Genomic DNA, 26109 nt, shown 5'->3' with positions numbered 1-26109 from the left:
GGGATTTGAATGGATGCAACCACTTGGCAGACGATTTCTATTGTTGCTTATTCCCTTGCAGGAGTACTTGTTGCTACGGCTATCTTCCTTTATTTTAAGCTGAACATCCGAGCGATTATCGGAGATTTGACGGGGAGAACAGCAGCAAGACAAATACAAGAAATCCGGGAACAAAATCAACTTACGGGCCATAAGCTTCATCAACCCAATTTGTTCAATATACAACGTGGATCCTTGACAGAGCCTGTCGAGTCACGTCGTGGGAAAACGGGAACTTCAGAGGCATTTGCTCATCAATCAAAACTATTTGATAGGGTGGGTCAAACCAAAACGACGTCCCAGACAAACGTGGTGGAAAGCTTTCTGACAGAAGTGAATCAAGCCTCAGCAAGCATTCCACCAATTGGTGAAGAGACTGTCATCCTAGCAGAGGCCACCACATTGTTATTTGCTAATGAGGTTCCGTCTGCTGCCACGGAAGTACTGGCGGATGAAACAGAAGTGTTACTTACGAATGAAACTGAGGTACTGGAAGATGGTACCGAGGTTCTCACAGAGGATGAGGGGACAACCGTGTTATATCCAACCGTTGAATTAGAACCTGAGGAGGTAACCGAAATTCAAGTGGTTGAATTTAAGATCGTAAAGGACATCAAGGTCACACATACGAATGAAGTAATTTAAGAGAGATCAAGGGGAGAGAGAAATGCATAGGAAGAGAAAATCGAATGTGACACGGATAATAGCTGTTGTTCTTGCAATTATGCTTGTTGCTTATAACTTTCCTGCTGGAGCGCTCTTGCCGGTATTTGCCGAGGGGGAGGCACAGGATGTGTTCACTTTGCAGATACTGGAAGGGGTTAATCCAGTAGAGGTTAACGTTCATAACATGGATAATGCAATTGATGTAACTAGATCCACTGATGAAAATGGTGTGGTTCAGTTTCCGGAATTAACGGATACAAATTTCGGAGAAAACAATGAATTTGAATTTACGGTTGGGGAAGCAAGACCCTTTAAGATTCTATTAAGTGAAGGAACAACCGATCACTATACGTATAATGTGAATACGGAAGAGCTTAAAAAGGTAGTGGTTAAAGAAAATTATCAGGTTACCGTCAATAAAACGGGTGAAGGGCTAGTTATAATAAATGGCCATGATTACACAGCTCCTGTTCCATTTGAAGAAGGCACTAGGGTTGAGGTCGAAATAACTCCAGCTGCTAATTACGAGATTAAAGCAGTGAAAATCGGTGAAGAGACAAAAACGCTAACAGAAAGTGAGAAGGTAGGATATAAAGCTACGATTGATTCCCTTTCTGATAATACGAACATCGATATTGAATTCGCGTTAAAAACCTATACGATAACGTTTGATAGCTATCAAAACGGTGAAGTTAGGGATCAGGGGAATCAACTAATTGACACTAAAGGTGGAACGGTCCAAGTTCAGCATGGTTCAGACTCCTCTTTCACCGTAAAACCAACAACAGGGCATCATATCGAAGGTATTGTGATTGATGGCAAGCCATTTGACTTTGAACCGGATCAAGATGGCAATTATACGTATACCTTTACCGAGGTTGACCAAAATCATTATGTCAAAGTGACCTTCCAAATCAATACTTATGCAGTTTCTGCCTCAGTAATAGGTGGTGGCGGCGAAGTCGAACTCGATAAAGAAACAGTTGATTATAATGGTAATGCCGTTGTGACCATTAATCCATATGGGAAATTTCGATTAGACAGCTTAACCATTAATGGGACAATTGTTCCTAATGATAAAATTGTTGAAAATAAAGATGATGATAATCTTTCTTACACCGTTGAAAGTATCACCGCAGATACTACCATCGAAGTAAAATTTGCTAGTATACCATTTTTAGAGGGAACTTGGTCCCAGTACGTGTCGATTTCACCTGAACCGGTTCAGACAATGGAAGATGGGAATTTCCGGATCTATTCAAAGGATGCCGATGTAAGGATCAAGCCGATTGCCCCATTTACTCATTTAGACATTGATCCCTCTAATACTTTTTGGCAGTGGAATAAGGAGTATAAGATCTCAGAATCCACCTCTATTGAAAGATTACTAGTTAAGACAAAGGGATTTTTCTTTGAGAAAAATGAAGGAGAAGTTAAACTTACTAGTCCCTTAAAGCTAGTATTTGATACCCAAAGCCCGATAGTAGATGAGCCGCAATTAACGGGTGAAAATAAAAAAAATGTGGATGACGCAGTATGGTATAGCGGATTGGTAACAGTTTCGGGTGTCATTAAAAATGGAACACAGAACTTTGATACTGTTGATTACGCCACTGACATTGATAAAGTCTATTACAGTGAAGGCACTTCCTACGCGGATCGTATAGAGGCAGATTTTGATCCAGTAACGAACAGATATAGCTTCAAGACAGAGGATAAGGATTACCAGGGAGTATACAGTATTTGGGCTGTTGATAAAGCAGGTAATCTATCGGAAGTTAAGCAAGTAAACATCAACATCGATAAAACTGTACCAACTCTCGAGAATGGAGAAGCGGTAACCTTTGTTCAAAAGAATACGAGCCAATTTGCGAGTGTCTTAAATTTCCTTACTTTTGGTACTTTCTTTAACAAAGAAATTGAAGTTACCGTAAAGGTAAAGGATGACGCTTCTGGTATTCAAGGACTTACTTTGAAAACAAATGATGAGAAAGTGGTTCCAGAAATGGTCGCTGATAGCTTTGAAAAAGATGGACTAACAGCGAAAGCAACGTTCCGATTAGACGTCGAAAAATTCAAGGGCACTTTTCATGTAGACGTTACCGACAATGTTAAAAACAATAAGGTCTATCTTGTTACAAAGGACAATTCAAATATGAAGGCCGACAACAGCGGCGTCACTTTGATTGAGAAAAACCCCCCTTCAGCGAAAATTACGGTTCAACCGAAGGAAAATGTTGCATCCAATGGAGACGAGTATAACGGAGATGTAGCCTTTGATATTGCCGTTCAAGATGGTGCTACTCTGGATGAGGATGAATCTGGGGTCAATTCCGTCAGCATTTATGTGAACGACAACCTTTACAAGGAATACGATTTTTCAGCAACAAAAGAAAATCGCCCGGCTATTGCTTCCGTTAAAACGGATGATCTCGAAAAAAATATTGATGGAAAATATCATGTTTCTGTTAATGTCATCGATAATGCGGGAAACACGAATACAGTAGAAAAAACAATCTATATTGATAAAACAAGTCCAAAAATTATAGATTTTACTTTTTCAACAATCGCTGATAATGGGCAATATGAGAAAGTAGAAGAAAACGTTAGTTTAAGAGATTCTGTTGAATTAACCGATTACGGATACTTTTTCAATAAGCATACACAAGTAACGGTTACAGCGGAGGACCCTAAGGTAGATTACGAGTACACCAGCCAGGTTAAATCGATGACGGTTTACTTAAAAGATTATGAGAATGGGAAATACTTTGCTGTTCTGGCAGATGGCAGCTTGAAGGAAATCTCAGAGGCAGAGGTTGAGGGGATTGCACCCGTTTCGACAACAGATGAACTTACATTCAACGTTCCTGAGGCGTTTAAAGGGCAAATTTTTGCCAAGGCAACGGATCATGTTCAAAACACAGGTGCATATGAAACACCTGATGGTACCGTGATTGAGAATGAAAAACAGCATGCTAAGGAATCCCATATTCAATTTGAAAAAGAAAAGACAACGAATCGTGATGGGCAACAGTTAGAGCTTTTTTCCCATAATGTGGATGTAAAGTTAACAGTGACGGATACGTATTCGGGTCTTAGTGAAATTGAGTGGTCTGTTATCGCACCGTATGATACTGCGAACAATCAAAGCGGTAAGCTTAAGATCAATAACGATCAATCGTTTACGGCAGATAGTCAAACAGAAGGATGGGGGATAACGAAGACCGATAAGAATCTGATTACGGAAGTGGTGAAAACCATTCCGGTTACCCAAAATAGCAATAACATTGTAATCAAGGTAAAGGTTACGGACCGAGCAGGTAATACGTCTGAGGATGAAATTTCCTTTAGCATCGACAAGACGGCTCCGACCATTCAGGTTTCTTATGATAATAATTCAGCAGATGCAGAAAATGCAGATTATTACAAGGCGGATCGGACAGCAACCATTGAGGTTACAGAACGTAATTTCAAGGCTGAGGATGTCATCCATCAGATTACCAATACAGATGGTACGATTCCAAACGTAGTTGGCTGGACAACCAAGGCAAATCCGCAAGATCCTGATAAAACCACTCATACCGCAACAGTGAAGTACACAGCGGACGGAGATTATACCTTTGATATCCAGTATAAGGATAGTGCTGGGAATGCGGCGCCATTATTCGCCCAGCAAACCTTTACCATTGATAAAACCATTCCGGTCATCAAGGTAGCGTATGATAATAATCAAGCCACCAATGGGAACTACTTTAAAGCGGGAAGATCGGCGACGATTTCGGTTACCGAGCATAACTTTGATCCAAGACGAATTAGGGTGACAGGCACCGCAGCAGAAGGCGGCCAACCAATGGCGTTCCCGCAAGTAAGCGGTTGGACTGCAAATGGTGATGTTCACACGGCAACGATTCGCTATGCAGCCGATGGTGAGTACAGTTTTGACATTGATTTTATGGATATGGCAGGAAATATTTCGGCCGATTATAAAATGGAAGAATTCATCGTTGACCAAACGGCTCCTGAATTGACGATTTCAGGTGTTCAAGATCAGTCAGCTAATAACGGGGATGTTGCCCCGGTTATTACCTATTCTGACAGAAATTTTAATAAAGAGGCGGCCAGTATTCGCTTAACAGGTGCGAATCATGGGGAAGCAAAACTGAATGGTCAGTATTCTGAAGTCGCGAACGGCCAAGTATTCATGTTTAACAATTTTGAAAAGACGAAGGAAAATGATGATCTTTACACATTGACGGCTAAGCTTACAGACTACGCTGGAAATGAAACGACACAAACGATTCGTTTTTCCGTCAATCGCTTTGGTTCGGTCTATGCCTTTGATGATTCTTTGAAAAATCTCGATGGTAAGTATGTTAAGGACGAAATCGATGTCATCTTGACCGAAACCAATGTTGACAGCTTGAAACCTGAAACCGTGAAAGTGAAGTTGACCAAGAACGGTACTCCTAGTGACTTGGTGGAAGGTAAGGATTATTCGGTTACGGAAACTGGCGGTGAAGGCCAGTGGAGTCAGTATGAATATGTGATTAAGAAGGAATTGTTTGCTGGTGACGGCAGATACAATGTTGCTCTTTTCTCAGAGGATGCAGCAGGAAATATTAATGAAACGATCGACGAAACGAAAAAAGCGGAAATCTCTTTTGGTATCGACAAGACTGCTCCAGTGATTGTTCCGATTGATATTGAGAATGGGGAGCAATATCCGTTAGAAACGAAGTCTGCCGCTGTTTCGATTAAAGACAATCTTGTTCTCGATGAAACAGAATTCTTCGTAAATGGTAAAAAGGTCGAGCACAAGGCGGAGGGTGAGAACTTCACTTTTGAAATTCAGAGTGATAACGCGAAGCAGGATGTTAAGATTGTCGCCATTGATGCAGCAGGTAACCGATTAACGAAAGAGGTAAGTGATTTGCTTGTATCAACCAATCCAATCGTGCGCTGGTATAACAATACTCCTTTGTTTGCCGGCTCTCTTGGTGGAGTGGGGGCTGTTATTATCTCAATCTCATCATTCCTCCTATACCGTCATCGAATGAGAAGAGTAATTGTTGAAAAAGAAGTTGTAGGAGGTTAAAACATCTATGTTGGAAAGCTCATCTTTAATGATAATATTCATGATTGCTAGTTTATTGCTTAACCTCGTTACAATGATTGTTATGATTATGATATATAAAAAAGTGAAGCCAAGCTCGAACGCAAAAGCAGTAAATACTTCAGCGGGAGCGACACATTCAGTTGCTGGAGTGGTTTTTTGCCGTCAGTGTGGTGATTCATACGATTCCACTCTGCTTGCCTGCCCGAGTTGCAAGGCTGCGAGGTAATCATCAAGGGAGAAGTGCTATGCCGCACTTCTCCCTTTTTATATGTTTAGTAGACCCAGCCGAAACCGAAAGTCATATCCTTCTGGAGTGACCGTAACAAAGGAAAAGTTGCATCTTCGGTCAGAGAAAGCTGTCTTGAGTGACCGTAACAAAGGAAAAGTTGGGTCTTCGGTCAGAGCAAGAGATCTTGGGTGACAGCAATTCAAAATTCCTGTACTGCAATGAATCAGATAGTATAAACTAAACGGATAAACTCCCTCATCCCCTTAGAGATTTGCTCCTCATTAGCAAAGGAATAGCTTAGCCTGAGCCAGGAGGAAGGCTCCTTCAATGGATCGCAGATTTGTCCGGGTACGAAGGAGATCGCATTCTCCAAACTGGCTGCCAATATTTCTTCCGTTGATCTCTCTTGAGGCAATTGGACCCAAAGGTTCAGTCCGCCATTCGGACTGGTCCAATGCCAATCAGTAACCGCAAGTTCTTTTTCCATGATTTCCTTTCGTATTTGTAAGGCAATACGCAATTTTTCAATATGCTGCTGCAGTCTTGTTGAAGAGAAGAAATGTAGGAAGACCTTTTGATTCAGAAGGGGTGAACCGTTATCCGCTAAGGACTTTACAGCCAGCAGTGATTTGATCATCGGTGATTGACACACCAAAGCGGCTACTCTTAGGCCAGGTGAGATATATTTACAAAAGCTTCTGATATAAATAACGAATCCGGCTGTATCATAGGTGTAAATCGGTGGTGGTGACGGACCCTCAAAATAGATGTCATGGTAGGCATCGTCTTCAACGAGCAAACAATGATACTGCTCCGCTAATTGAACTAAAAGCTTTCTCTGTGAAGCAGGAACCGTATAACCTGTTGGATTATGGAAAGTTGGATTTAGATAAAAGAGACGAGGCTTATGCTTTTTCATGAGGAATTCAACCTGCTCCAAATCGTATCCTTCCTGATGAATGTCAACCGTGACAATATTTGCTCCCTGGGCTTTAAAGGTATCAATTGCGGCGCTGTAACTTGGTCGTTCCAACAAAATTGTGTCTCTTGGCTTCAGAAAAGCTTGGGCAATGAGGTGAATGGCTTGCTGTGAACCTGTCGTAATGATTAGCTGCTCTGCCGATGTGTCTGTTTTATACTGCTGATTAAAATAGTGAGCGAGTTTTCCCCTTAATTCTTCATCGCCTTGAACCGTTGCATAGGTGGATAAGACTTTTGGATAGAGGTCAAACACGTTTTTTACATAGTCGGAAAAAAAGCGGTTAGGCAGCAGATTCGGGTCAATCAATGCTTGTGAAAAATTATAAGTAACGGTAGCCTGATGGATTTCCGATAAATGATTTTTTTGGACATACGCTGAAATGATTGGGTTATCCATGTTTTCAAATGGAGCGTGTCCGATTGGTTGTACATAGTAGCCGGATTTATCTTTGACATAGAGCTTATTATCTTGTTTTAGCTGCTGATAGGCTTTTAATACGGTTAAGCGATGAACCTTCATTTCAGCGGCTAATTGCCGGATCGATGGAAGCTTCTCCTCTTCCTTCCACTCCTGGCGTTCGATTCGGTGTAAAACATAATCATAAACTTGTTTAAATAAGTAATCAGCCATTTCCTTCACCTCAATCTAGATTTTACCATTTCCCCCACCTCATCTGGTCTATTTTTAATCATCTGTTCTACCCCCCTTCTTCTATAATGTAGAAAAAGGGGGAATTTTCCATGGTATGGCTCGGTTATATGTTTATGTGTTTAATTTTTGGAACAACCTTTCTCGCAATAAAAATTGGAGTAGATACAGGAGTGGCGCCGTTTTTTTCTGCAGGAATCCGATTTTTCCTGGCTGGATTGATTCTATATTTGTTTATGGTGCTGCGAAAGAAAGCCACGTTTGGTTTATTTTTTCAAAAAGAAATGCTGATTACTGGAATCGGCTTAACGTTTGGTACATTTGCGACGCTGTATTGGGCAGAACAGTATGTGACCTCTGGAACTGCCGCCGTCTTATCAGCAACAGGGCCGATGATAGTTTTATTGTTACAAACATTCATTTTGAAAATGAAAGTTAACCGTCTATCCTTTATTGGCTGTTTTGTTGGGCTGATTGGTGTCTTTCTGCTCATTCTACCAAGCTTCACTTTTGCCATAAATCGATATTGGCTGCTGGGTTGTCTATTGATTGTGATTGGTGAAGTTTTTTACGCATCTGGAGCTATTTATTCAAAACATGTGATTGGCAAATATGCTACAACTTCCCCCATCGCGCTAAATGCTGCCCAAATGATGCATGGGGGGATTTTGTTACTACTGCTCTCTCTTTTTACAGAAAAAGTTGAGTTTACTAACCTTGCAAGTCCAGCGGCTATTGGATCCCTGTTGTATTTAATCATCTTTGGCTCGATGATGGGACACACGCTATTTTATTGGCTTGTTTCCAGGACCAATCCTGTTTTTCCGTCGACTTGGCTTTTCATTTCTCCCGTTATAGCCGTCTTTCTGGGAGTAGTGTTTTATCGGGAACATCTCAATTTGGTGAGCGGGATAGGCGTTTTGACCATTATGATTGGGACGGTATTGGTCCAGATTAAGGTCCCTGTCACCCGCAAAATGAAAAAGGATAAATGGTTATTCCAGAAAAATGTGTAAATGTACCAGACTGTTTGTCCAACCCATTTGTTCTCTTCTTAATAAACTATAAATGAGGCTGATAGTTTATTAGAGAGGAGAGTGGAATATGAAAGGGAAAGGTAACAAAAAAAATCATGATAAGCACAAACATCACGATAGCCAAAAATGTGATCAGAAAGACCATGATCGTAAGGACAAATGTGAGTGTAAAGACCAACATGATAAGTCTGATTCAAAAGACATGAGTCATCAACAAAATAAATGTTGCGAAAAGAAAAAACAAGATAATAAATCCGATGATCAAGACATGAAATATGAAAAAGACAAGTCAGATTCTTACGAAAAGAAAAATCACCGTGACAAGTATGATCATGACGACATGAAAGATCATGGTAGGAAATTTGACCATGACAACAAGTTCGACTATGGAGACAAGTATGATCACCGTGACAAGTTCGACTATGGCGACAAGTATGATCATCGAGACAAGTATGATCACCGTGACAAGTTTGACCATGAAGATAAGCATGATCGTTGTGACAAGTGTGACCATGACGATAAACATGATCATAAAGACAAGTGTGACCATGACGATAAACATGATCATAAAGACAAATGTGAGCATGGCAATAAGCATGATCGTTGTGACAAATGTAATCATAAACGTGATCCATGGGATTTTGTTTACAGACGCAAAAGCTGGTAATCCCAAAAAGGGGCGGGTTCTAATCGAAACCGTCCTCTTTTTATTGGTTTCATTTCCCCCTTGGAAATGAGTTGAGTACTAATAGAGTAAGACGAAAATCAAGAAAGGGGAAAAAACATGGGAACCTTACATGAGGAGGAAAAGGGTGGGAACCAACAAGCGAGAATCCTTCAGGACGAAGGGGATACATTTCCTGGGAGAACCTACAGAGAAGTGGTCCTAGAGCCAGCGTATAATGAAGCGAAACAGCATTTATTGGGCCAAATGATGGCGATTCATCAAGCTCACCTCATCATGCTGACGGAACAAGGCATCCTTTCACAACAAGACAGCAAACAGATTGCCGAAGCAATTAGGAGCATTGATTTACAGGTAATTCGCAGTACCCCCTATTCGGGTCAGGTGGAGGATTTGTTTTTCCAGGTGGAAAAGGAATTGCTTGAAAAAGCAGGGGATATTGCCGGGAATTTGCATATTGCACGGAGCCGCAATGATATGTGTATAACCATGTTTCGAATGGCCCTACGTGAAAAAATGCAATCGACATTAGCCGAGATCTTATTTTTACAGGAGCAATTATTGGAGTTTGCCGATAAGCATGTGGAAACGCTCATGATCGGCTACACCCACACCCAGCAAGCACAGCCAACTACTTTAGCCCATTACATCATGGCGGTAGTTGATTCCATATCACGAGATGTTGAGCGGTTAAAGGCTGCCTATCGTCGTTGTAATCAATCTCCGATGGGCGCTGCTGCCTTTACGACATCCGGGTTTAACATTAATCGCGAAAGAATGAGTGAATTGCTCGGCTTTGATGGAATGGTTGAGAATTCCTATGATGCGATTGCCGGGGCGGATTATATGGCTGAGGTAATGACTTCAACTCAGATTACCGCCATTTCTCTTGGGCGGTTTGTCCAAGATTTATTGCTGTGGAGTACCCAGGAGTTTGGGGTGCTGCGGGTTGCCGAGCCTTACGTGCAAATAAGCTCGATCATGCCGCAAAAACGAAACCCTGTGTCTCTTGAGCATTTACGCTCATTATTATCGAGTTGTGTCGGCAACACCCAGACCGTGCTGACGATGATTCACAATACACCCTTTGGGGATATTGTCGATACCGAGGATGATATGCAGCCCTATGCATGGAGAAGCTTAGAGTTGCTCGGTAAATTATCAAGATTGCTGGGGTGTGTGATAGTAACCGCAGAGGTAAATACCGAGAAGCTGCGAGAACGGGGTGAAGCTAGCTTTGCGACGATTACAGAGCTAGCGGATACGTTAGTGCGAACCGATAAACTTTCCTTCCACACCGCTCATCAAATTGCAAGTTTAGTTGTGAAGAACGCCATGGTTAAAGGGATTTCAGCTCAGGCAGTCACCTTGACTCTTGTCAATGAAGCAGCTAATTCAGTCATCGGAAAACCGTTATCGCTAAATAAGGAAATATTGCGCCAGGCGCTGGATCCAGATTATTTTGTCCAGGTTCGTTCGCTTCCAGGGGGCCCGAACCCAGATGAGGTCCGGAGAATGATTTTAGGCCGAAGACAGAAGCACGCGGAGAATCGGAAATGGCTAAAAGGTGCCTGTCACCACCCAATGGTTGTCGATTTCTGGGGAAATAATTGATAATTTTTTGTAAAATAATCAGAATTATTGAAAAATATCACAGACATGAATACGAATTGGTTTTAAAATAGATAGAAATCCAAAAAAGGAGACGTGATTCAATGAAAAGAAAGGATTTACCAATAGTGTATTCATGTTCTGGATGTTCCTCAGCGGCACAAACGGCTAATATGATTGCAATCAAAATGGACCGGGAAAATATTGCTGAAATGTCGTGTATTGCTGGTGTTGGTGGGGATGTGAAGCCGCTTGTGAGAACAGCGAAATCGGGTCGGGACATTATTGCGATCGATGGCTGTCCCTTGGCCTGTTGTAAAAGCTCTTTAGCGAGGCATGATGTTCAACCGAAACATCATTACGTATTATCAGATTTCGATGTCCCAAAAATCAATGGAGAGGATCCTGATCCTGACCTTTTTAGGAGGACGTACCTACAAATTTTGGATGTAACTAAATCATAAGAGAAGCTCTATTTAGTGTTATTTTTCGAAGCAATCAGTACGTTCAACGTTCCGTCAAAACATTTCTAACATCTTGTGAACTTATTACTATACCTATGTTAACAAATAGATAAATCTAATATAGTGAGAGTATAAAGAACAAGTAAATGATGAAAGGCGGAACGCTTTATGTTTAATCATTTTTTAAGAGAAAATAAGATCTCTGCAGCTATTTTAACCGTTATTCGTTTATATCTTGGATATGCTTGGTTCACAGCAGGTTTTCATAAAATCACAGGAGGCTTCGACGCATCTGGATTCTTAAAAGGTGCAGTTGCTAACCCTGTAAAAGGTCCAGACGGCAATATGGTTTACGGATGGTACGTGAGCTTCCTAGAAAACTTTGCAATCCCAAATGCTGATGTGTTTAACTTTGTGATTCCTTGGGGTGAAACACTAGTAGGTTTAGGATTAATGTTAGGCTGCTTAACAACAGCGGCGATGTTCTTCGGTTTAGTGATGAACTTCAGCTTCTTCTTAGCAGGAACTGTATCTCATAACCCAACTGACATCTTCTTAGGCTTCATCATCTTGGCTGCTGGTTACAACGCTGGCCGCTACGGCTTAGACCGCTGGGTGGTACCATTCATCCGCAAAACAACAAAGATGAAAGATACAACAAAAGTAACTGCGTAATAAGAACAGCAATAAAAAAATGAATGCGGATATTCTCCGCATTCATTTTTTTATGATTAACGTAATGTTTTTAATGCTCCGCTCCACTGGTTCACTTCGTCAAGCATAGCATTCATATTTGTTAAATGTAATTCTGCTGGTTTAAAGACTGAACCGTTTTCGAAATCTGTAAATAATGATAATGTCGGATGAGTACGAACGTCCGCAACCTTTAATTCACCTAAAATTCCACGTAAGTGTTCAGCTGCGCGGGCGCCGCCAGTGGAACCGTAGCTGACGATCCCTGCTGCTTTATTGTTCCAAGCTTCACGAGCTAAATCAAGCGCATTTTTTAAAGCTCCTGTAATACTGTGATTGTATTCTTGAACGATGAACACAAATCCATCTAAGCTAGCTAATTTTTCATTCCATTTCGCGATTCCTGGTGCATCCTCGCCTAAGAATGGTAAATTGAAATCTGCGATATCGACGATTTCATAATCAGCGTCTCCGCGCTTGTCAGCAATTCCCTTTACCCATTCTCCTACTTGTGGACTTACACGGCCTTGGCGTGTACTTCCTAAAATAATCCCGATCTTTAATTTAGAATTTGTCATTGTTTCTTCCTCCTTTTTTGATTGACCAAATAATCTATCGATGAAACCCATTTCTGCACCACCTATGTTTATTTACATTTCACTTGATTTGAATTAAAATATTTGCAATTAATATATTTTTAATTCGAGATAATTGTATTTCAGATAAATATTTTTGTCAAGAAAATGAGCACAATAAAAAATGGAGGGATAAAAAAATATGGAGAAATTTCATGATCAACCCAATGTGTATGTTAGTGAAGTAAGTATTAAAGTAAAAAATCTAGAAAATGCGCTGAATTTTTATCAACATATTATTGGTTTTCAAGTATTGGAAAAAACCGCAGAGAAAGCCATTTTAACGACTGACGGGAAAACATCCTTATTAACATTAGAGCAGCCGGAGGATGTAATTTCAAAACCAGACAGGACAGCTGGTTTGTATCATTTTGCGATTCTTTTGCCAACTCGCGCTGATTTATCGGTATTTTTACGGCATTTGCTGGAGACGGGGTATCCGCTCGGGGCGGCTGATCATTATGTCAGTGAAGCATTGTATCTGAACGATCCAGACGGGAATGGAATCGAGGTATACCGTGACCGCCCATCCAATGAGTGGACGTGGAAGAATGGCTTAGTGGATATGGCGACAGAGGAGCTTGATGGAAAGGGGATACTGGCGGAAAGTGATGCACCATGGACCGGGCTGCCGGAAGAAACATTGATGGGGCATATTCACCTGCATGTCAATGACTTGAAAAAAGCAGAAGAATTTTACACGAAAGGACTTGGATTTCAGGTCGTAAGCTACTATCCGCAAGCGGCTTTTCTTTCCACTGGAGGCTACCATCATCATATCGCCATCAATATGTGGCAGGGAGCAGGGGCGCAGACTCCGCCAAGAAATAGTGTTGGTTTAGATTGGTATTCGCTTGTGTATCCTAACGCGGCAGCCCGTGAAAATGCAGTCCAACAACTGCAGCAAATAGGGGCAGAAGTAAGAGAAGAAGCAGGATTTTATGTAACGGCTGATCCTGCTGGTAATCAAATAAGGTTTTAAGATGAAAAGAAAAAGGCTGACTTAAAAGTCAGCCCAGGTGACGGGAGGTGCTTCCTTCCGTCTTATATATTTTATGCATAAAGAAGGACAAGTGTTACACCTTTCCCCTTATTTGTATCTTCTTTGAGCTTGTTCATATTTCTTCTCGTGCATGCTGTCGACATATTCATCAGATAGTTCTCCCATGTGAATTAATGCTTCCGCTTCGTTAATAAACATCATCGTTTCGAAAAACTCGGCTGGTACGGAAAAGTTGAACAGTTGTTCACCGGCTGCGCTATAGACACTGGCGTACACATGGTTTGGAGCTTCTTTCATTTCCAGCAGTTCGTCTAGAGTTACATCCTTCTGATTAACGGCAAACTTCACTTTGATTTGATAAAGAGAATTGGTTTCCTCAAAAATCTGGACTAATTCCTCTAATTCCCTTTCGGTCAACTGTGAAAGTTCATCTACGTAGAGAAATTTTTCTAAGCGGTTATCAATGGCAGTCATTTGATCCAGTTGATTTTTATTATCTTCCTCCACTTGAATTAAGTAGTTAAAGAAAATATTAAGTTCCTCATTAGTAATACCGATGGCAGCCAAATCACTTTCCACTTCAGCCAAAAACTCATTATGGTTTACATAAAAGCCAACGGAGGCATCTAAATCCTCGATAAATTTATAGTAGACCAAGGAATCTCCGTAGGTATCCAGTTGTTCCTCAAGTTCTTCTTTCGACAGATTATATTTTGTTAATAGCCCCTGAAGATTTTCAGTATTGATGGGAGTCCCGATGACTTCTCGTAGATCTTCCACCGTATTAAAATCTTCCAAAGGAATCTCATAGTAGGCCATATAATCTAATAATTCCTCAATGGTCCATCCAATTTCAGTTAAATAGCTGTTTAATTCATTTTCAGGAGGAGCAGCATTCGCCACGGGGACAGAAAACAGGAATGGGAAAGATAACAGGCATACCAACATGGCTTTGACATAGACCATTTGGGGACCTCCTTTAAAAAGTTATGTACTAGTAATTTTCCCTATTGGGAAACAATTAGGAATGGAAATAATTACAGAATCGCTGATGAATATAGAACCGTTGCATAAACAAGCTTCCAGGTAGAAAAATAATAAAAATGTTCCGAATGGGGATAACAACGATGAAAAGTATATGGTTAACTATGATGATCACCTTGATCATAAGTTTGGCGCCTAATTACGCAAACGCTCAGGATCCTGAAAATATTTATATCGTAAAACCTGGGGATACATTAACGATGATCGCTGCCAAGTTTGATACAAGAGAGGAAGAATTAATCGCCACAAATGGTTTACAATCTCATTCACTAAAGGAAGGGCAAAAATTGTGGGTTCCATTCCTCTATGAAGTGGTTTCGGATGATTCGATTCAAAGGTTGGCAACCCTCTTTCATACTACCTTCGAAGCAATAAAATCAACTAATGGACTAACAGAAGATAGCCTTCAAGTCGGGCAAATTTTAAAAATAGCTCCAAAAAGAATGATGATGCAAGGTCAGTATATTCTGATGACGCGAGAGGAATTTAAGGATTGGCTTTTTCACCAACAGTTCTCAAGGAAAATCAGTATCATTCAAGAGCACCATACATGGATGCCGTCCTATGAGCACTTTCATGGTTCCAATCATTTCGCGATGTTAACAAGTATGGAAAATTTTCATAAGAAGCGTTGGGGTTGGCAGAATATAGCGCAAAACATTACGACATTTCCGGACGGAAAAGTGGCCGTTTGCCGGCCATTTGATATCGCACCTGAAGGCTCCATTGGGGCACAGGCGAATTCGGTTGGGATTGCGATTGAAAATGTGGGGAATTTTGATATCGGACATGATACTATGACAGAACAGCAAAAGGAAACGATTATTTATATCGCTGCCTTGCTGAGTTTAAAATTTGGATTAACACCCTCAATTGACACGATAACGTATCATCATTGGTGGAATGTAAAGACGGGGGAAAGAGTGTTGGATAATGCTCCCTCTTATAATGTGAAAACTTGTCCTGGTACTGGATTTTTCGGGGGCAACTCCACCACTAGTGCCACCAACCATTTCTATCCCTTAGTCCTGAGGAAAATGCAAGAAATTCAGGCAAAAGATCGGTACACACCTTAATTTCGGCAGGTGTGTACCGTTCACCATCACTATTTGTAATTCCTTTCAATGATAAAATGGGCTAGGTCGCCGCGAAAGATGGTTTTGGAATATTCGATAATGGTTTCGTCATTTAAATAGGCAAGGGTATCGAGTGAAAAGCATGGGTCATTTATTTTGATCGCAAGCTTTTCTGCTGATGCTTGATCAGCGATAAACAACTCCAGTGTTTCGACTGTTTTGCTCACCTTTATCTGATATTTGGTTTCTAAAAGCTCATACAGTGAATGCTCGCAGCCTTGTTTATTTAATCCTGGGGTCTTATACCAAGGCAAATAGGCAATTTCATACTGAATCGGCTCCTCATTGACATAGCGAACTCTTTCCAATACATTTACCGGATCGCCTTCTGCGATCTTTAAAACCTCACTAAGGTACTCGTCGGCTGGAATGACCTCAAGGTTAACCACTTTAATCGCAGGTTTTTTCCCCTGCATCGTGATTTGCTCAGCAAAACGCTCAACCGTTGAGGTCAATGTTTGTTTTACCTTATGGGCTGAAACAAATGTCCCACTGCCCCGTTTACGGTATACATAGCCTTCAGTCGTTAACTGCTGCAAAGCAGTCCTGACCGTTGTCCGACTAACTCCATATTTTTCGCAAAATTCTGCCTCCGTCGGCAGCTGTTCGTCTGGCTTATACTCTCCGGTATTAATTAATTCTATAATCGCATCCTTCACCTGCTGATGAAGAGCGTTACTATCTTTTACCTCATCCATCGATACAACCTCCCTGATAGATTAAGATTAGCAGAAATCCTCCTTGAATTGTACTTCAAAAATACAATTTTAAAAATTTGTAATAACAAATATAAAAATGTGTTGAAAAAATCATCATTTGTTATTACAATTAATTACAACACTAATGTGATTTTTCAGAAATATCCTAAATGAATAATCAGGAGGTGAAACAACCTACACGTTGAATCAGGTTGTTTAATGCAATTATTTATTATTTTTGTAACCGTTTTCATCTAGTAAAGGGGGAAGTTTAAATGAATATTTTATTATGCTGCTCGGCGGGTATGTCTACAAGTCTATTAGTTTCTAAAATGGAAAAAAGTGCGCAAGCTCAAGGTATTGATTGTAAAATCTGGGCGGTTGGCTCAACAGAGGTTCAGGAGCAGCTTGAACAGGAAAATGTGGATGTCCTGCTTCTTGGTCCACAAGTTCGCTTCTTGCTGTCCCAGCTAAAATCATTCGGAGAAAAAAAGGGAATCCCAGTAGAGTCGATTAACCCTATGCATTATGGCCTATGTAACGGTGAGGAAGTATTAAAGCAAGCAATCATGCTGAAAAAAGGGGAATAGGGACATGATGAATTTTATCGATAAATATATTATGCCATTCGCTAATAAGCTCGGTAACCAAAGACATTTGCTTGCGATACGTGATGCCTTGGTCGGGATGATTGCGATTACGATGGTTGGTTCATTAGCCGTGTTATTAAATAACTTAGGCTCGGTCCCTGGAATTGGGAAGCCTTATGAGAAAATGATGATCGCCGTGTTTGGGGAAACGTGGAATACACTTGGCGGTGATATATGGTGGGGAACACTCGCGTTTATGACCATTTTCGCTGTATTTGGGATCTCTTATAAGCTTGCTAGATCCTATGGGGATGACGGCTTTGAAGCGATGCTGGTTGCTGCTGCCTGTTTCTTTGTCTTAATCCCGCAAATCGGGAATGTTTCCATCACTCCTGAGGGCGGGGAAGCCGTAACAGGTGGAGCTTGGGGCTTTATCAGCTGGAATTATTTTAGCGCAACGGCCTTATTTACTGGGATTGTGGTTGCGATCATCGCTACGGAAATTTTTGTCCGCTTAGCAAAAGTAAAGTATCTCATTATAAAATTACCAGATGGAGTCCCGCCAGCTGTTGCCCGTTCATTTGCGAAACTTCTTCCGGGTATGGCTACAATCTTTACTATTGGTTTGTTTGGTCTCATTTTACGTAAATTCATCAGCGATGGCGCTTACTTGAATGACTGGTTAAATAAAGTGTTAGTGACCCCACTGACAGGTGCAGTCGATTCCTTGCCATTTGCGATGTTGATAGTTTTCCTTGTTCATGGCTTCTGGATGCTCGGGCTTCATGGTCCTAATATTCTTGGTGGAATTACCACTCCTTTATTTACGAAGCTTGGGCAAGAAAACGTGAATATGTATGCTCAAGGCGTGAAGGATTTAGGTGAATATAATATTCTTTCCGGTCCATTTTTAGATGCCTTTGTCTATCTTGGCGGATCTGGGGCAACATTAGGGTTAATTGTGGCGATGTTTATTGCTGGGCGCAAACGAAATAAGCAATTATTGGCATTAGGTACACCTCCTGGAATCTTCCAAATTAACGAACCGATTCTGTTCGGATTACCAATCGTGTTAAACCCAATCTGGTTTATTCCGTTTATTCTGGGACCAATTTTAATGACGGTTACTGCCTATTTATCTGTTAGTCTAGGACTTGTTCACCCGGTTGTCGCTGATATTCCTTGGGTTACTCCGGCGATTCTTGGCGGGCTGCTTGCGACTGGAGGACATGTTTCCGGTGCTGTGTTAGCAGCTGTTAACTTAGGGATTTCAATCGTCGTTTATCTGCCATTTGTCTATGTTCAAGGCAGAATGGATGCGAAAAGACAACAAGATGTAGCTGATACAAAATCGCTAGATATGTAAAATACCTGCCCTGACATTTATTTTTAAAAGTGTTCAGGGCCTTAATAACGAGAGGTGCAGAACTATGACAACTGGTTTGAAAATTGTAACTATCGGTGGAGGCTCGAGCTACACACCGGAACTGATTGAAGGATTTATAAAGTATTTTCCTGAACTGCCGGTTCGTGAAATTTGGCTCGTCGACGTCGAAGCAGGAAAAGAAAAGCTTGAAATCGTGGGAAACCTTGCGAAAAGAATGGTGGAAAAGGCGGGTGTCCCGATTGAAATCCACTTGACGCTAGACCGAAGAAAGGCGTTGGAAAATGCCGATTACGTTACCACGCAGTTCCGCGTAGGCTTGCTTGATGCCAGGGCAAAAGATGAAGGCATCCCTTTGAAGCATGGGGTTCTCGGCCAGGAAACAAATGGACCAGGCGGCTTGTTAAAAGCGCTTCGGACCATCCCAGTTATTCTTGATATATGCCGTGAGATGGAGGAATTATGTCCGGAAGCATGGCTGATTAATTTTACCAATCCAGCCGGTATGGTGACCGAAGCGGTACTCCGCCATAGCAAGATTAAAAAGGTCGTGGGCTTGTGCAATGTTCCGATTGGAATGGAAATGGGTGTAGCAAAACTATTAAATGTAGACCATAGCCGTGTCCGCATTGATTTTGCCGGCCTAAACCATATGGTATATGGCTTGGATGTATTTGTTGATGGCGCTTCTGTTAAGGCGGAAGTGATTTCACTTATCACTGATCCAGAGAAAAGCATTACGATGCAAAATATCCATGCGATGGGCTGGGAGCCCGAATTTCTCCAGGCCTTAAATGTATTCCCTTGTCCATATCATAACTATTATTATAAGTCTGGCGACATGCTGGAAAAAGAATTGAAAAACTATCAAGCGGGCGGTACACGTGCCGAGGTTGTGAAAAAGCTGGAAGAGGAATTGTTCGAATTATATCAAGATCGTAATCTAGCAATCAAACCGCCACAGTTAGAACAACGCGGCGGCGCTTACTATAGTGATGCAGCAGTTAGGCTGATTCATTCAATGTATACCGATAAACGCGATATTCAGCCTGTGAATACCATGAATCGGGGAGCGATCACAGGTTTACCTTTCGATTCAGCGGTAGAAGTAAGCTGCCTGATTACAAAGGATGGACCAAAGCCAATTGTCATGGGAGAACTCCCTGTTGCAGTGAGAGGTCTCGTTCAGCAGATTAAGTCTTTCGAGCAGGTTGCGATTGAGGCCGCAGTTACAGGTGATTATGCAACGGCATTACTGGCGATGACGATCAATCCTCTTGTCCCTAGTGACCGCGTAGCAAAGCTGATTCTCGACGAAATGCTGGAGGCACATAAAGATTATCTTCCACAATTTTTTGGAGAAAAATATGATTACGTTAATCATTAATGCCGATGATTTTGGACTAAGCCACGGGGTCAATCACGGCATTATCGACAGCCATTTATACGGAATCGTGAACTCAACGACGATGATGATGAATATGTCAGGAACCGATCACGCGATTGAATTGGCGAAAAAGCACCCTAGCTTAAGGGTCGGAATTCACCTCGTTCTGACATGTGGTAAGCCGTTACTTGAAGATGTTCCATCATTAGTTGATGAAAAGGGGAACTTTAAGAAATTATCCGATTTAAAGGATATTTCTTTAACTGAACTGGAAAGAGAATGGATGGCACAGATTGATCGATTTATCGCCTCTGGTTTGAAGCCAACGCATTTAGATAGCCACCACCATGTTCATACGATGGAAGAACTTTTACCAGTTGTTCAGAAATTAGCTTACCTGTATGACCTGCCGGTTCGAATCAACGGCACAAAAAAATTAGAGGGTGTAGCAGCATTCTCTGACCTTTGTCTATTAGATTTTTATGGTGATGGAGTGACGGAAGACTATTTTGAGGGCTTGATGGAAAGATTAAAAGAGGGCACAACTGTCGAAATCATGTGCCATCCTGCTTACTTGGATAATACCCTTTTAAACATCTCATCCTATACCCATACAAGATTAAAAGAACTCGATATATTAAAAAAAGCGCCTGTTATCGCCGTAAATTTAATGGAGTAAGAGTTAATCACCGTTCACCCAGTGGACGGTGATATTTCCCTCTTTAAGTAAATTTCCCCATTTAGAGGTAAATATTTAATCACGATAAGGGAACTGGGTTAACATTAGCACCATTTGCGCTTAAAACAGGCATAATGAGATCATACTGATCGGTTAACTGGGGAAGGAACCTAGTTTTTTAAGAATAGAGAGTGACCCCAATCAGTCCAGAAAGGGCAATCACGTAGATGGGATTCCATCGAAGTTTTAATAAGCTAAATAAGGATAGGATAAAAATGACCAATAAGCTGATGGGACGAAAAGAGCTATCAAAGGAAACATTTGATTGAGCAAAACCTATGGCTGCAAAGATGATTAAACTAGTAACAAGCGGCTTTAATCCATAAAATATGGATTCTACTAATTTATTATGATGCAATTTTATAAAAACGGCTGCAACTGATAAGACCAAGATTATAGAGGGCAGCAACATGGAAACAGCAGAAACAATAGCACCGCTTATTCCAGCTGCCCTATAGCCTACGAGAATCGCGCTGTTAACAGCAATTGACCCTGGGGACATTCCGGCAATTGCAACCAAATTAGCTAACTGTTCGGAGGGCATCCAGCCATATTTTGTAATTGTTGCATCAATAATGGGCATCATCGCATATCCTCCGCCGAAGGAGACAAACCCCATAAAAAAGAATGTGTGGAAAAGTTCCCATAGTACCATGCTTACCGCTCCTTGTTTTTAGATTCCTGCCCCCATAAAATAATCAGGGTTATCCGAAGAATCATTTTTCCGCTTTTGTTTAAAGCCCAATTTCTTTTTTAAATGAACAACAACTACCCCTGATAAACCACCAAGCAAAATCGCTGCAATTGGATGGATGAAGAACAGCACCGGAACTCCGGCTAACATTATGAAGAAAGTGGCTCTGTCCACAATGGCGGTTTTGGCCATTTGGAGCGCTGCATAGACAATGATGGCTACAATGGTGACCCTAATGGATACAAAGGCCGCTTCAATCTTGGGGTTATCATGAATGAATGAGTAATAGATTCCTAGCAAGAGAACTAAGATAAAAGTGGGAAGTGAAACACCTAGCAAGGCGGCGATTGCACCTTTTACTCCGCTAATTCTATGGCCAATAAACGTGGCTGAGTTAACCGCTACTGCTCCTGGTACCGACTGCGATAAAGCAAATACATCAGCAATATCCTCGCTGTCCAGCCATTTTCTTTTTTCTGCAATTTCTCTTTCAATCAAAGGAATCATGGCGAAACCGCCTCCGAATGTGACAGGACTGATTTTGAAAAAAGTCCAAAAAATTTGAAACAGTGTTTTCCAATTTTCTCGCATTGGTGTTCCCTCCTTCTGGAGATTGTGTATCTATTTACTACGTTATCAGACGGGGCTCATTCGGTAAATTGCAATAAATTTATAGGCTATAACCAATACGTATGGCCCGTAATCAATACGTAAAACCTGTCGGATATGCTACTATTGTGAAAAAGGATGTGTGTTGGAGGTTGTTTTTTCTTGAACATAGAGAGTCTGCAAATGTTTTGTTTAGTCGTTGATGAAGGGAGTATCAGTCAAGCTGCAAGATTGAGTTATGTCTCTCAGCCGGCAGTAACAAGGCAAATTCATCAACTGGAAAACTTTTACGGAGCTTTATTATTTGACCGCACGGATGGCAAAATGAAGGTAACCGAAGCTGGAAAAATGTTATACCCTTTTGCTAAATCGATTGTTCATGATTTTCACCGTTCCAAGGATAGCATCAAGCAGGCGATGGGGGAGTATCATACAAACCTTCATGTCGGTGCAACCTTTACGATTGGAGAGTATTTATTGCCAAGCCTGTTAGGACAGTTTAAAAAACAAACGCCTGACATAAAAGTGACCTTGACCATTAAAAATACTCCGGGAATTTTGGAGGATTTGTCCAATGATATCATCGACATGGCCTTGGTTGAGGGTCTTGTGGAGAATGGAGGATTTATCGTCGAGAAGTTTGCCGATGACGAACTTATTCTTGTTTGTGCTCCAGACCATGATTGGGGAGACAAGATTCAGATTGATGAGCTTTACAATGAGCGGATGATCTGGCGGGAATCTGGATCAGGAACACGGATGATTGTGGAGAATAAGTTAAGTGAATATGGATCATTAGAAAAAATGGAAAGCTATATGGAATTAGGCAGCACCCAAGCCATCAAAAGCGCCGTTGAAGCAGGTCTAGGAATCAGTATTCTTCCAAGACTTACAGTGAATCGAGAACTTAATTTGGGGTTGTTGCGACATGTGGAAATAGAAGGAGTAACCATCCTTAGAAACCTATGGCTCGTAAAAAAACAACAACGCTTCAATAAAATCGGTGTATCTGAGTTCTTGCAATTCATCCAAATTAAAGACTGAAATTGGGGCTAATTAATTATTTTCAACATAGGTGAACGAATACAAAAGTATATGAAGTAAGTAAGAAAGGTACCTGGAAAATTAGAGTGAAGAAAAAATCAGTTTAGAAGGGTTTGGAAAAGGGTCTGTAGAATTATTTTTACAGGTCTTTTTTCCTATTCTTTTTTCTATCTCCATAGGAAAATGAACGATAAAAGGATATGATAGAGGAAAAGATTAATAGAAGGAAGTGTTTAGATGTCATCATTATCTGGGGGGTTGATTATGATTTCAGAGGTACTTCACAAGCTTCCGCCCTCTGAAGCAAAATTGGCTGCATATATTATAGAGAATCCATCTGACGCCATTAATTGTACCGCAAGCGAGCTAGGTGAGAAGAGCTCAACAAGTGGTTCTGCTGTGATCCGGCTGTGCAAGTCTTTAGGATTAAAAGGGTATCAGGAATTAAAGTTAAGAGTTGCTGGGGACCTGCAAAAGGCAAATGAAAGTGAAGGATACCGCGACATACGCCCGATGGAGAAGGTAGAAAATGTGATCGGGAAAATGACCAATAATAGTATTCAAGCTCTTCGTGAGACGAGTGAAATTTTACTAAAGGATGAGCTGACTAAAGCAGTTGAGGCGATATCGAATGCGGGAAATATTCATTTCTTTGGAATCGGTGCTTCTCATATCATTGCGCAAGATGCCCAGCAAAAATTCTTACGGATTCATAAAAATGCTACTGCCTTTTCAGATTTTCATATAGCAGCTGTGCTGGTAGCCAATGTCCAGCCAGGAGATGTTGTCGTTGGAATTTCCTTCTCAGGAGAATCAGTAGAAGTTGTAAAAATCCTTGAACTAGCCAAAAAGAATGGCGCTACGACGATTAGTTTAACTAGTTTTGGTTCTTCTTCCGTCTCAGATCGTGCTGAAATTAAGCTCTATACTACAACTTCGAAGGAAGCATTACTACGAAGTGCTGCTACATCATCAAGGCTAGCTCAGTTACATGTGATTGATATCTTATTTATGTGTGTCACTTCCCAAAACTTTGATACAGCCGTCAAATATATTGATCAAACACGTGAAGCAATTAGTTTTATCAAGGATAAATTAGCTAAGAGACAGTTTGTGAATAAGTAATAATATATTTTTTATTATTTTCTAAGAAAGGCTAGGTTTATGTGGAACTTAGCCTATTCTGGTACTTATTTATATAATACGGCCTCACAAACATTTCGATCTTCCCGTATCAGCTCGTGTTTCGGCAAATCTTGTTTAATAACTCTCATAAATGAATCATAGACAATATTATTTTTTAACAACAAACTACCATATACAGCAATCTTAATTGGAGAATGTAGAGGAGATGAAATCGCTAATGCTCTTTTTACTAGCTGAGCTAATTTTTCCCCAGCCTCCCGTAATATGGATTCAGCTGATTCACAATTCTTTAGTGCCATTTGATAGACAAGCTCTGATATTTTAGCAAATTCTTGCCTTGATGAAGAATAAACAAAGCTTTTAATATCACTTATGGACTGGCCTTTTATCGAGTTTAGAATTGCTTGTGTTAATACGTCGATGCGATTATTTATTTCCAATTGGAACATCACATATTGCAAGGCCTTTTTACTTATCCAATAGCCGCTTCCCTCATCGCCTAATAAGTACCCCCAACCACCAACCCGGCATTCTTCGCCATTAAATCGACCTAAAGCAATTGAACCCGTACCTGCAATTATTAAAATGCCGTCATTTCCTCGTAAAAGAGCCGTATGAGCAAGCTGTGCGTCATCAATTACAGTAAGCTTGCAATGGATTGTTTGTGAAAGGTTATCAATTATTTGTTGACAAATCTCTTTTGAATGGGCACCTGAGGCTCCTAAGAGAATCCGTTCAGGTTGATTCCCGTCCATCTGTTCAATACTTAGTTGTATCGATTTTTGAACCTGCTCTAAACTTTCTTGAAAATGGACAGAGAAATTAGCAGGTCCAGTCTGGACGGAAAGGAGGGCTTTTCCCGTAGCAGGATCAAAAGAGGTGGCCTTTGTTTTCGTTCCTCCCCCATCTATTCCAATCATATATGCCAAGTTCAGTTCACCACCGTCATGAATTTATTTGTTTTTAATATTTTTCCTAATAAAATTTATCGCTTCTCTAGTTTCATCGATATGGTGTAGGGTTTTCTCGTATTGCTTGGAGGCAACACACATAAAAAGAATATCAATGACATGCAATTGGCCGATCCGGGAAGATGTCGCTCCGCTTCGGAATACTGCTTCACCGGTGCTTGAAGAATATAGTCGGATATTGGCTTGCTCTGAAACGAAAGAAGGTCCGTATTTTGTCAGACTTATCGTTTGTGCTCCTTTTCGGTTCGCCAGTTCTAAAATTTTTGCGACTTCAAACGTTTTGCCAGAATAAGAAATACCAAATACGACATCATCTTTATGAGCATTAGCTACGATGGTAGCAGCCATGTGGATATCTGTGAAGGCTGTTGCCGGTTTATCAATCCTTAGAAATTTTTGTTGTGCATCTTGGACAATAAGACCAGAGGCACCAACACCAAAAAAATGGATAGTAGGTGCCTTTTCCAAAACTGTGACGGCTCTCGATAATTCTTCTGTGCTTAGTAGCTCAATTGTTTCTTTTATCGTTTGAATGCTGTTGTTTGTCATTTTTTCAATTATGGCAAAAGGAGATTCCTCTGGTTCGATATCCCGAAATCCTTGAACGTTAGTCTTTTGTAAGTCGCCGGCTATTCGTAACTTAAGGTCTTGAAATCCTTTTAAATCCAACGATTTACATAGCCGAATGACAGCTGCGCCACTGGTGAAACTTCTTTTCCCAATTTCCTGTGCGGTTAGTGAAATGGCCTCTTGCGGGTTCTCTAAAATGTATATAGCAATTTTTTTTTCGGAGGGAGGCAAGTCCGGAAGCATTTCTGAAAGCCTAGCTAATCCGCCAGTCATAAAAGACATATTCCAT

At 41.0% G+C, this 26109-nt stretch carries 23 protein-coding genes; 14 read left to right on the top strand and 9 right to left on the bottom strand.

The window, feature by feature from the left end; genetic code table 11:
* The first annotated feature begins 9 nt into the window (after window positions 1–9).
* Together ACWM35_RS11285 and ACWM35_RS11280 are read left to right on the top strand one after the other, a co-directional pair.
* Entirely contained in the window at window positions 10–684 is a 675-nt protein-coding gene (locus ACWM35_RS11285) for a hypothetical protein (protein WP_454818382.1), read from the top strand.
* A gap of 22 nt (window positions 685–706) precedes the next feature.
* Window positions 707–5800 (top strand): Ig-like domain-containing protein, encoded by a 5094-nt coding sequence (locus ACWM35_RS11280; RefSeq protein ID WP_454818380.1) that lies wholly within the window; start codon window positions 707–709, stop codon window positions 5798–5800.
* A gap of 473 nt (window positions 5801–6273) precedes the next feature.
* Here ACWM35_RS11280 and ACWM35_RS11275 read toward each other — a convergent pair whose 3' ends face one another.
* The gene (locus ACWM35_RS11275; RefSeq protein WP_454818378.1) at window positions 6274–7662 is read right to left on the bottom strand and encodes an aminotransferase-like domain-containing protein; all 1389 of its coding nucleotides are present in this window, start codon (window positions 7660–7662) and stop codon (window positions 6274–6276) included.
* 110 nt (window positions 7663–7772) lie between these two features.
* Between ACWM35_RS11275 and ACWM35_RS11270 the strand changes: the two genes are divergently transcribed.
* A complete protein-coding gene (locus ACWM35_RS11270; protein WP_454818376.1) occupies window positions 7773–8696 on the top strand; it encodes a DMT family transporter in 924 nt (307 codons plus the stop codon).
* 310 nt (window positions 8697–9006) lie between these two features.
* Here ACWM35_RS11270 and ACWM35_RS11265 read toward each other — a convergent pair whose 3' ends face one another.
* Window positions 9007–9339: a hypothetical protein gene (locus tag ACWM35_RS11265; protein ID WP_454818374.1), complete on the bottom strand. Its 333-nt coding sequence runs from the start codon at window positions 9337–9339 to the stop codon at window positions 9007–9009.
* 162 nt (window positions 9340–9501) lie between these two features.
* Here ACWM35_RS11265 and argH point away from each other — a divergent pair, with 162 nt between their 5' ends.
* The 3 genes from argH (at window position 9502) to ACWM35_RS11250 (ending at window position 12152) form a co-directional block, all read left to right on the top strand.
* Window positions 9502–11016 (top strand): argininosuccinate lyase, encoded by a 1515-nt coding sequence (gene argH, locus ACWM35_RS11260; protein WP_454818372.1) that lies wholly within the window; start codon window positions 9502–9504, stop codon window positions 11014–11016.
* Between the two features lie 101 nt (window positions 11017–11117).
* Window positions 11118–11477 carry a putative zinc-binding protein gene (locus tag ACWM35_RS11255; RefSeq protein ID WP_454818370.1) on the top strand — a complete coding sequence of 120 codons (360 nt, stop codon included), beginning with the start codon at window positions 11118–11120 and terminating at the stop codon, window positions 11475–11477.
* A gap of 168 nt (window positions 11478–11645) precedes the next feature.
* Complete coding sequence (locus ACWM35_RS11250) at window positions 11646–12152, top strand: DoxX family membrane protein (protein ID WP_454818368.1); 507 nt, start codon at window positions 11646–11648, stop codon at window positions 12150–12152.
* Window positions 12153–12208: 56 nt separating this feature from the next.
* Here the strand turns inward: ACWM35_RS11250 and ACWM35_RS11245 are convergent, their stop codons facing one another.
* Complete coding sequence (locus tag ACWM35_RS11245; protein WP_454818366.1) at window positions 12209–12799, bottom strand: NADPH-dependent FMN reductase; 591 nt, start codon at window positions 12797–12799, stop codon at window positions 12209–12211.
* Between the two features lie 148 nt (window positions 12800–12947).
* On the opposite strand from ACWM35_RS11245, the gene ACWM35_RS11240 reads away from it, so the two are divergent.
* Window positions 12948–13787 carry a VOC family protein gene (locus tag ACWM35_RS11240; RefSeq protein ID WP_454818364.1) on the top strand — a complete coding sequence of 280 codons (840 nt, stop codon included), beginning with the start codon at window positions 12948–12950 and terminating at the stop codon, window positions 13785–13787.
* Between the two features lie 108 nt (window positions 13788–13895).
* On the opposite strand, the gene ACWM35_RS11235 is transcribed toward ACWM35_RS11240, so the two are convergent.
* Window positions 13896–14774 (bottom strand): processed acidic surface protein, encoded by an 879-nt coding sequence (locus ACWM35_RS11235; RefSeq protein WP_454818362.1) that lies wholly within the window; start codon window positions 14772–14774, stop codon window positions 13896–13898.
* A 161-nt stretch (window positions 14775–14935) separates the two neighbouring features.
* On the opposite strand from ACWM35_RS11235, the gene ACWM35_RS11230 reads away from it, so the two are divergent.
* Window positions 14936–15928, top strand: a complete 993-nt coding sequence (locus ACWM35_RS11230; RefSeq protein WP_454818360.1) for a LysM peptidoglycan-binding domain-containing protein — start codon at window positions 14936–14938, stop codon at window positions 15926–15928.
* A 29-nt stretch (window positions 15929–15957) separates the two neighbouring features.
* Here ACWM35_RS11230 and ACWM35_RS11225 read toward each other — a convergent pair whose 3' ends face one another.
* The gene (locus ACWM35_RS11225; RefSeq protein WP_454818358.1) at window positions 15958–16686 is read right to left on the bottom strand and encodes a GntR family transcriptional regulator; all 729 of its coding nucleotides are present in this window, start codon (window positions 16684–16686) and stop codon (window positions 15958–15960) included.
* Window positions 16687–16961: 275 nt separating this feature from the next.
* Here ACWM35_RS11225 and ACWM35_RS11220 point away from each other — a divergent pair, with 275 nt between their 5' ends.
* The 4 genes from ACWM35_RS11220 to chbG all read left to right on the top strand — a co-directional run bounded on the left by ACWM35_RS11220 (window position 16962) and on the right by chbG (window position 20726).
* The gene (locus ACWM35_RS11220) at window positions 16962–17276 is read left to right on the top strand and encodes a PTS sugar transporter subunit IIB (protein WP_454818356.1); all 315 of its coding nucleotides are present in this window, start codon (window positions 16962–16964) and stop codon (window positions 17274–17276) included.
* A gap of 4 nt (window positions 17277–17280) precedes the next feature.
* Complete coding sequence (locus tag ACWM35_RS11215) at window positions 17281–18642, top strand: PTS sugar transporter subunit IIC (protein ID WP_454818354.1); 1362 nt, start codon at window positions 17281–17283, stop codon at window positions 18640–18642.
* Window positions 18643–18706: 64 nt separating this feature from the next.
* Window positions 18707–20047, top strand: a complete 1341-nt coding sequence (locus ACWM35_RS11210) for a 6-phospho-beta-glucosidase (RefSeq protein WP_454818352.1) — start codon at window positions 18707–18709, stop codon at window positions 20045–20047.
* Window positions 20028–20726 carry a chitin disaccharide deacetylase gene (gene chbG, locus ACWM35_RS11205; protein WP_454818350.1) on the top strand — a complete coding sequence of 233 codons (699 nt, stop codon included), beginning with the start codon at window positions 20028–20030 and terminating at the stop codon, window positions 20724–20726. The genes ACWM35_RS11210 and chbG overlap by 20 nt, the downstream gene beginning before the upstream one ends.
* A 178-nt stretch (window positions 20727–20904) precedes the next feature.
* Here the strand turns inward: chbG and ACWM35_RS11200 are convergent, their stop codons facing one another.
* Complete coding sequence (locus ACWM35_RS11200; protein WP_454818346.1) at window positions 20905–21441, bottom strand: chromate transporter; 537 nt, start codon at window positions 21439–21441, stop codon at window positions 20905–20907.
* Between the two features lie 18 nt (window positions 21442–21459).
* The gene (locus ACWM35_RS11195; protein ID WP_454818344.1) at window positions 21460–22071 is read right to left on the bottom strand and encodes a chromate transporter; all 612 of its coding nucleotides are present in this window, start codon (window positions 22069–22071) and stop codon (window positions 21460–21462) included.
* Window positions 22072–22251: 180 nt separating this feature from the next.
* On the opposite strand from ACWM35_RS11195, the gene ACWM35_RS11190 reads away from it, so the two are divergent.
* Together ACWM35_RS11190 and ACWM35_RS11185 are read left to right on the top strand one after the other, a co-directional pair.
* Complete coding sequence (locus ACWM35_RS11190) at window positions 22252–23133, top strand: LysR family transcriptional regulator (protein ID WP_454818342.1); 882 nt, start codon at window positions 22252–22254, stop codon at window positions 23131–23133.
* Between the two features lie 264 nt (window positions 23134–23397).
* Window positions 23398–24258: a MurR/RpiR family transcriptional regulator gene (locus ACWM35_RS11185; protein ID WP_454818340.1), complete on the top strand. Its 861-nt coding sequence runs from the start codon at window positions 23398–23400 to the stop codon at window positions 24256–24258.
* 65 nt (window positions 24259–24323) lie between these two features.
* Here the strand turns inward: ACWM35_RS11185 and ACWM35_RS11180 are convergent, their stop codons facing one another.
* Both ACWM35_RS11180 and ACWM35_RS11175 read right to left on the bottom strand, forming a co-directional pair.
* Window positions 24324–25199 carry an N-acetylglucosamine kinase gene (locus ACWM35_RS11180; protein ID WP_454818937.1) on the bottom strand — a complete coding sequence of 292 codons (876 nt, stop codon included), beginning with the start codon at window positions 25197–25199 and terminating at the stop codon, window positions 24324–24326.
* A gap of 33 nt (window positions 25200–25232) precedes the next feature.
* A complete protein-coding gene (locus tag ACWM35_RS11175; RefSeq protein ID WP_454818338.1) occupies window positions 25233–26102 on the bottom strand; it encodes a MurR/RpiR family transcriptional regulator in 870 nt (289 codons plus the stop codon).
* Between the last annotated feature and the right edge of the window lie 7 nt (window positions 26103–26109).

The organism is Neobacillus sp. K501, from assembly GCF_053749995.1.
This window is presented reverse-complemented; position numbering and strand designations above follow the sequence as displayed.

Coding starts and splice junctions, on each gene's coding strand:
- ACWM35_RS11230 (WP_454818360.1), top strand. CDS start 14,936: ATGAAAAGTATATGGTTAACTATGATGATCACCTTGATCATAAGTTTG.
- ACWM35_RS11200 (WP_454818346.1), bottom strand. CDS start 21,441: ATGGTACTATGGGAACTTTTCCACACATTCTTTTTTATGGGGTTTGTC.
- ACWM35_RS11270 (WP_454818376.1), top strand. CDS start 7,773: ATGGTATGGCTCGGTTATATGTTTATGTGTTTAATTTTTGGAACAACC.
- ACWM35_RS11220 (WP_454818356.1), top strand. CDS start 16,962: ATGAATATTTTATTATGCTGCTCGGCGGGTATGTCTACAAGTCTATTA.
- ACWM35_RS11225 (WP_454818358.1), bottom strand. CDS start 16,686: ATGGATGAGGTAAAAGATAGTAACGCTCTTCATCAGCAGGTGAAGGAT.
- ACWM35_RS11175 (WP_454818338.1), bottom strand. CDS start 26,102: ATGTCTTTTATGACTGGCGGATTAGCTAGGCTTTCAGAAATGCTTCCG.
- ACWM35_RS11180 (WP_454818937.1), bottom strand. CDS start 25,199: ATGATTGGAATAGATGGGGGAGGAACGAAAACAAAGGCCACCTCTTTT.
- chbG (WP_454818350.1), top strand. CDS start 20,028: ATGATTACGTTAATCATTAATGCCGATGATTTTGGACTAAGCCACGGG.
- ACWM35_RS11280 (WP_454818380.1), top strand. CDS start 707: ATGCATAGGAAGAGAAAATCGAATGTGACACGGATAATAGCTGTTGTT.
- ACWM35_RS11210 (WP_454818352.1), top strand. CDS start 18,707: ATGACAACTGGTTTGAAAATTGTAACTATCGGTGGAGGCTCGAGCTAC.
- ACWM35_RS11275 (WP_454818378.1), bottom strand. CDS start 7,662: ATGGCTGATTACTTATTTAAACAAGTTTATGATTATGTTTTACACCGA.
- ACWM35_RS11215 (WP_454818354.1), top strand. CDS start 17,281: ATGATGAATTTTATCGATAAATATATTATGCCATTCGCTAATAAGCTC.
- ACWM35_RS11265 (WP_454818374.1), bottom strand. CDS start 9,339: ATGATTACATTTGTCACAACGATCATGCTTATTGCCATGCTCACATTT.
- ACWM35_RS11235 (WP_454818362.1), bottom strand. CDS start 14,774: ATGGTCTATGTCAAAGCCATGTTGGTATGCCTGTTATCTTTCCCATTC.
- argH (WP_454818372.1), top strand. CDS start 9,502: ATGGGAACCTTACATGAGGAGGAAAAGGGTGGGAACCAACAAGCGAGA.
- ACWM35_RS11245 (WP_454818366.1), bottom strand. CDS start 12,799: ATGGGTTTCATCGATAGATTATTTGGTCAATCAAAAAAGGAGGAAGAA.
- ACWM35_RS11285 (WP_454818382.1), top strand. CDS start 10: ATGGATGCAACCACTTGGCAGACGATTTCTATTGTTGCTTATTCCCTT.
- ACWM35_RS11240 (WP_454818364.1), top strand. CDS start 12,948: ATGGAGAAATTTCATGATCAACCCAATGTGTATGTTAGTGAAGTAAGT.
- ACWM35_RS11185 (WP_454818340.1), top strand. CDS start 23,398: ATGATTTCAGAGGTACTTCACAAGCTTCCGCCCTCTGAAGCAAAATTG.
- ACWM35_RS11255 (WP_454818370.1), top strand. CDS start 11,118: ATGAAAAGAAAGGATTTACCAATAGTGTATTCATGTTCTGGATGTTCC.
- ACWM35_RS11250 (WP_454818368.1), top strand. CDS start 11,646: ATGTTTAATCATTTTTTAAGAGAAAATAAGATCTCTGCAGCTATTTTA.
- ACWM35_RS11195 (WP_454818344.1), bottom strand. CDS start 22,071: ATGCGAGAAAATTGGAAAACACTGTTTCAAATTTTTTGGACTTTTTTC.